The following is a 6,580-nucleotide window of genomic DNA, read 5'->3' as shown; positions in this document are numbered from 1 at the left end:
AACAAACAAACCTTCGGATTAGACCATCATGCCAGGCATTTCAAAGTCACCTTAAATAAGCCCGTATAATCGGTTCAGTCCGCAATCTGGACTAACACTCTATCCGCAGGATACATCGACGCTTAGCGGCTATTATTTAGCCTTAAAACTTAAAGATAAATTGATCCTTCCGGACTGTAAAAAGTGGCTTGAGAGGCAAAAGGGGGTCAATTTGCCCCGAAATGAAGGGGTCAATTTGGAGCGAAATAGAACGTCAGTTTAATTGCGAAATGCAGGGGTCAGTATTGTCGAAACTCCCAATTAATAGCTCGCCGTTTCTTTTATCGACCTGTAAGTTTGTTCAAAATCGATTATTATGGGAACATTAGACAACGGGGCATTTGGCCACCTAAGAGGAAAAGTAGGGAATCTAGTCAGTTATACACTAAATGGCAAAAACGTAGTACGGGAATTGGGAGAAACGACAAAGCCTCCCACTAAACCTAAACTTGCGAATTATCAGAAAATGGCAGTAGTAAACGCTTTCTTAAAGCCTATTCTGCCTTTCATCAAACTGGGATTTGCATTTGCAATACAGGGTACAGACCACAACCAGCACAATGAAGCAGTTTCCTACAATAAGCGGTTTGCGTTGCAAGGCGAGTATCCGAATATAGAAATGGATTACAGCAAAGCGCTGCTAAGTAAAGGGAATTTGCCTCCTGCCTTATTACCAGCGACTAACAAGCTGCCAAATGGCGTAGAATTTACTTGGCAAGTACCTGCAGATATGACCTATGCTGAACTGTGCAATAGGGCTATGCTCCTCCTCTACTTCCCCGAGAGCAAAACTGCCTTATTTGATTTAAGCGGAGCAAGAAGAAGTGAGCGTAGAGACTTCTTCCCTTTAGAGCCTGAACATTTAGCACAGATCATACATGCCTACATCGCTTTCGTAGGAGATGACAGACTGAGTGTAAGTGACAGCACATGGATTAAAAAGTTAAATTAACATCCAGATCGTTATACCTCAGCTTGTACAGGTATCTCTACATTTACCTGCTGCATAATATCATAAATTTCAATTTCCGAATTCAGAATTTCGAAACTCACAACAAATGCATATGGAATTTCCTTGTTTAGATCGTTCTCCCAACCTTTATGTCCTATCACCGCAAAAGAAAGTTCAGCAGGCAAGTTAAATGATTTAAGTACCACCCAGTCTTTTTGATTAGCACTTGCTTGTCGCCTGATGTCTTTTATTTTCCCCCATTTACTATTACTCCAGATTGTCCATTTGATGGAGTGTGGATCTTCAGGTTCCTCTGTATCTTGATCCCAAAAATTCTCATCCATTTCTTTGAGCACGTCGGCATGAAAAGCATTTGTGCTTTGGCCAAGTTTACTGGAATCCCAGCTAAGCCATGCCGACAAATATGATCGCAGATTTTTTCTGGTTCGTCGAGGTTCAGCTGTATAACACAGTGATACCTCAATAAGGATGTCATAGGCTTCACCTTGCTTACGCATTTCATCAGGAACTTTAACAGAGAAGATCTTTGCTTTTTTAGGTGCGATTTTCCCAGTCTCAGTAAATGTTATTCGATATGGCGTATTGTCAATTGCCCTATCTAGGCTAGGAATGCCATACCCCATGTGTCTTAGATGCCTGGCCTGTTGGTCATGCCATACTATCTCAGGTAGCCTAGCAGATTGGATCAGTAGTGCTTTATAAAACAATACACTTTCAGTTGGAAACAACTTCTGCAACTGGCCAAGTATATGAGTTACTTTCGGTGTGCTAAAAGATGTACCAATGTCACCTCTACCCACACCATGTAAACCTGTTTTTACCAATTCCGGAGAGGTGACAGGCAACATCGATAAATTTGTTCCGGCTTTTTCCCTGATCCAATCACCTCCGTATTCCACGACCTCAGGTTTAATAGCCCCCCACATTCCCATTCCGGAACGCGAAAAAGATGACGGATAGTCTTTTTTCCCAAATGAAACACGATCAAGGTCTTCAAACTCATCTAAACAAACCGAACCAACCGTAATTGCGAAAATACTTTGAGCGGGATCAGCGATCCTAGAGGAAGGCTCAAGCAAATAATTTGGATATTGACGCCCCGCCGCTAAATGCTCTTTAATGCCGGGTCTATTAATATGTGTACCCATGTCATAAATATTCCCAGTAGACACAACAAACATTTTTTTGTCTTCGTGACTTATCATGTCAATAGCCGAGGCCCACTGTGACATGTGCCGTACTCTACAGGGCATATGGGAATTGATTGATAGATTGAATATTGATATATCAGGATTATGATCTACAATATTATGCATTAGTTCAGGCTCAAAAAGAAGACTAGACATTGCCTTATTGGCATCTAGGACCCGCATATTCGTTAAGAAGAATGGAGCCTGTACTGTTCCTGTTCTTGGAATTACAGCCCCATATAGAACCGCTCCAGCTACTTTCGTGCCATGACCGCCATTCGATACATGGTCAGCAACAGAGGTTTCATTTGGGACAAAGTTCATCGACCTATCAGATAAAATCGCTGGTTCGAGTAACAAATGATCCTGCTGAATTCCACTATCAATTATACATAAATTAGGTGAATCCCCTGAAGGGGGAAGAATTGTACATTCGATCTCACCGAAATCTTCGTGAGTTAATGTTTGGTTTTCTATTTCACAGTGCTCTGCAATTTCGAACACATAAGGATAGTTGAGCACTATGTCCCTTAAGGCCTTTCCGGAAAGTTCAGCGCGCAAACCAAAGCTGTCCCGATACTCTACAAAGCCACCAACAAGATTACCACCGCCCAATTCAATAAAAGTTTGAGCCTGTTCCTGACGCTCCATCATTAGTTGATCAAGTTCAGCATCACTAACTAATGTGTTTTCGTACCAATTTAAAATACTTCTTTCAAACGATTCATTGCTTGTCTTTTTTCCTTGAACTGGATATTCACTTTTTTTTACGTGACAGGAAATAGAAATGTCAACTGTGAATTGTTCGTCATCCCCAAACCCATCAAGCCATTTCCAATAAAGATCTTCACTAAGAATGTATTCTGGTCTCCATTGTTGCCCTTGCTCAATTTGCCAGAGTAGGGCGGTACCCTGGTTCTTGTCCTTTAAGAATTTGCTAATCTTTTCTTTCAAAGATTTAAATTGATCCACGCTAGCCCCCATGATCAGTCCACTGTCTTCTTCAGCAATGACCTCAATGCCGAAACCCTTTAGCGTTTCTATGTTAAATACTTTTGGGTCTACATGCAGTAGTAGAGGAATTACATGTTCGTCTGGCAAATCAGGCAAGCCCTGTTCTTTACGCCAGGCAATCACATCACCATTGAATTGTTTGATTCCCTCAGCCATTAGCTTTAGGGTTTCTCCATGAGCCTTTCGATTATTCAGATTATCAATGGAACGCTGAGATTTACCCCCGCCATTAAAACCTTTGAATTTATAATTACCGTCTAAAATTGTTTTGAGTGGCAGATGAGGAAATTTTGCCATAAGAGCGCTTTATTAGGGGTTAGTGTTGATAATTTTCGTTTTCCTTCAACGAATTCACAAAATCAGCTTCTTCTAACACATTCCTGCCTTCTATCACCGCAAGCTTTGCTGCATCATTGGCAATTTTAACTATTAAGGCACTTGAAAATTTATGCATTTTCTCTGCCATTGATTTAAGGGAGACTTTTTTCGAAATCTTTATGGTAGCAAGTGTTGCTTTTAATATTTTAGCAATTTCCTCTGTGCCCGGTTTAGGCATCTCTATGATATCATCAAACCGACGAAACAATGCTTTATCTAATGTACCTTCTAAATTGGTTGTAGCTATAATGATTCCTTCACCTTTGTAGTCCTCTAATACGTTTAGCAAAATGTTTACTACGCGATGCATTTCACCTACATCCTGTTTACCGTCTCTCGCTTTTGCGATAAAGTCAAACTCATCCAACAAAAGAACACAAGGAAAATTCTCCACTGCAGCAAAAATATTAGTTAAGTTGGTTGCAGACTCACCTAGGTAAGACGATATGATAGCCTCGAAACGAACCTTTAAAAAAGGTAAACCTATATTCCAAGCTATACGTTCAGCCGTCATACTTTTTCCACATCCCGGACTACCGTATAGCAATATGCGCTTCCTTGGTTTCAAGCCAAAATGAGCGAGACGTTCCCTGGCTACAAATTCCTTTTCTATCCGCGCAATCTTCTCTTCGATCTCATTGGAAAGAATCATCTCATGCCTAAGTTCTTCCCTTTTTATTTCGGTAGCGAGCGGCACATTCTTCCGTTTATCAACAGGAATACTTACGCTTCCTCCAAATATGGTTTTCAGTTCACCTTTAAGTGATTGGGTAGATTGTAGGTTTCTCTTGAGTATAGAATTTAATCTATCTGCTAGCTTATGATGGCCTTTCTGACGTTCAGATTCAATAATTACACTAGCAACCTTGACAATATCGTCTTTAGGCTCGCCTTCTATAGACTTAAATAAACGAAACATGAGTTCCTGATTCATATAGCTAGTTGTTAGAGATCATTTAAATAGGCAACTAAAGTACACAATATACTATTCAACGAACAACTAACACCAATTATTTTTTAACTATTCAACATTGCTCGGTTAATAGTTTAATTTTAGTTTGCTTATGAGAGATCCTGAGAAACTAGTTGCGCTCCTGCGCGGCGGTCAGGAAGACAGCCTCATATGCAGCTCTCAAAAGTCTGAATATTCTCTTACAACACAGAAGTTAATCCTTCAGGCAAGACCATCAGTGGAATCTTCACGCTTCCCGCCTGCTTCTTGGTAAAACTGCCCCTGATCAGTTTATCCATAAAATTATGTGGCCGGTGTACCATCACCAGCATATCTATCCACCCATGTTCACTAAGCCATTGTAACCCGTCATTCAAATTGGCACTGCTGATCTCCCGGTAATAGATCTTATCGTAGTTGATCTTACAGGTTACTTCATTCAAAAAAACATCTGCCTTTTTAGCATCATAATGCTTTGGATCATGATCCACATGTACCACCACAAGCTCTGCATTAAAATGACGTGCAAAGCCAACCAGCATATGAATCACTTCGATATCCCCCTTATTCAGATCAGTAGCAAAAGCAATTTTTTTGACTGCCTTAAATTCACATCCTCCGGGAATCAGCAAAATGGGGAATTTGCCATTTTCGATCAGAGACCTGCTCACACTACCGGTAAAGAACTTCGTGATGGCTCCTGCACCAGACATGCCCATTACCACAAGCGCAACCTGCTCTTCCTTTGCCAACCGGATTATCAATTCAACTGCTCCACCCGGCTCTGCCGCATGCTCCACCACCGGCTTAAAGGTATTTGGAAAATTCAGTTCGCTGCTTTCCCGCATGAGGTCTTTAGCTAAGACATCCAGTTCTTCCGAAACATCTTTAAATATGGATTCATAGTTGTACAACGGCCAGGCAACCTGTCCGGCAACAGTCGCATCAGCCGGCACCATAAAAGCGTGGCAAAGCTTAATATTTGATTTCAGGTATTTAGCAATATGCAATGCATATTTAGCTGCATCACCTGCCGGCTTAGAAAAATCTGTTGGAACTATTATGGTTTTCATGACTCAGTTATTTGATAATCAACTAAATGACTGACATAAAGTTCCGGATTTTTATCCGCTCAAATAATGACAGCGATCACTTAAACCGCTGACCATAAACATAAAAACCAGGCGATGATTAAGGAAAAACTTTCAATTCATCATCAAAAGAAGCCCAGACCATATAGGGATGAGAATCGATATGATAGACTTCTCCAGTTGCGGAAATACCAATAACTCCGGCAAAGCCATCAAAGGATTTTAACTCTGCGAATGATTTATCGCAGGCATCTTTCAATGTAAAACCATCGGTCACGCGGGTCACGATTTTGGCAGCAAGGGCAACATTGACAATATCTTCTCCTACGCCAGTGCAGGAAATCCCTGCATATTGATTGGCAAAATTACCGGCTACAGTGGCCGAATCGCTCACGCGGCAGGGGATCTCAAATCCTTTGCCGCCTGTTGACGTAGCCGCAGCAAGATTTCCCTCGGCATCAAGCGCCACACAACCCACTGTTCCTTTACGTTCCTGCTGATTGAGCTTGGCTTCGTATTCCAGCTGTCGTTGAGGTGTAATCGGATTAAAATAACTGAAGCCGTTTTTGGAAGCAAGGGCAGATGCACCCTCTCCGCTCAACACACGGTCTTCATAGTCTAGGAGCTTTCGCCCTACCTGGATCGGATTTTTGATGTCTTCTATATTAATTACCCCGCTAAATCGCTGGGTTTTACCATCCATCAGGGAAGCACTTAACCGTACCTTACCGTCGCTCTGGATCTGCGAACCTAAACCTGCATTGAACAGCTCGTCATCTTCCAGCAGAGAAACAGCATATACCACCGTTTCCAATGCCGTATGGGTTTTCAGAAAATCGTGGGCATGTTTAACAATCGATGATAAAGCATCCTGCTTCGCTTTCTTCGTTTCCTGGTTGGTAGCTGATTCACTAAAAAAGCCACCATGAATGATCACCTTCAT

General features: G+C 41.6%; 5 protein-coding genes. 1 reads left to right on the top strand and 4 read right to left on the bottom strand.

Annotation, left to right across the window (positions count from 1 at the left end):
- Positions 1 to 355 precede the first annotated feature (355 nt).
- Positions 356 to 991: a DUF6266 family protein gene (locus FA047_RS19925; protein ID WP_136837854.1), complete on the top strand. Its 636-nt coding sequence runs from the start codon at positions 356 to 358 to the stop codon at positions 989 to 991.
- 11 nt (positions 992 to 1,002) lie between these two features.
- Here the strand turns inward: FA047_RS19925 and FA047_RS19920 are convergent, their stop codons facing one another.
- From FA047_RS19920 to FA047_RS19905, 4 genes are all read right to left on the bottom strand, one after another.
- Entirely contained in the window at positions 1,003 to 3,513 is a 2,511-nt protein-coding gene (locus FA047_RS19920) for a S8 family peptidase (RefSeq protein ID WP_136837853.1), read from the bottom strand.
- Between the two features lie 19 nt (positions 3,514 to 3,532).
- Positions 3,533 to 4,528, bottom strand: a complete 996-nt coding sequence (locus FA047_RS19915) for an AAA family ATPase (RefSeq protein ID WP_136837852.1) — start codon at positions 4,526 to 4,528, stop codon at positions 3,533 to 3,535.
- Between the two features lie 218 nt (positions 4,529 to 4,746).
- A complete protein-coding gene (locus tag FA047_RS19910; RefSeq protein WP_136837851.1) occupies positions 4,747 to 5,619 on the bottom strand; it encodes a universal stress protein in 873 nt (290 codons plus the stop codon).
- 118 nt (positions 5,620 to 5,737) lie between these two features.
- Complete coding sequence (locus FA047_RS19905) at positions 5,738 to 6,580, bottom strand: isoaspartyl peptidase/L-asparaginase (protein WP_136837850.1); 843 nt, start codon at positions 6,578 to 6,580, stop codon at positions 5,738 to 5,740.

This window comes from Pedobacter frigoris (assembly GCF_005116445.1).
Classification (GTDB): Bacteria; Bacteroidota; Bacteroidia; order Sphingobacteriales; family Sphingobacteriaceae; genus Pedobacter; species Pedobacter frigoris.
The sequence above is the reverse complement of the archived record's forward strand: the minus strand, read 5'-3'. Positions and strand labels throughout refer to the sequence as shown.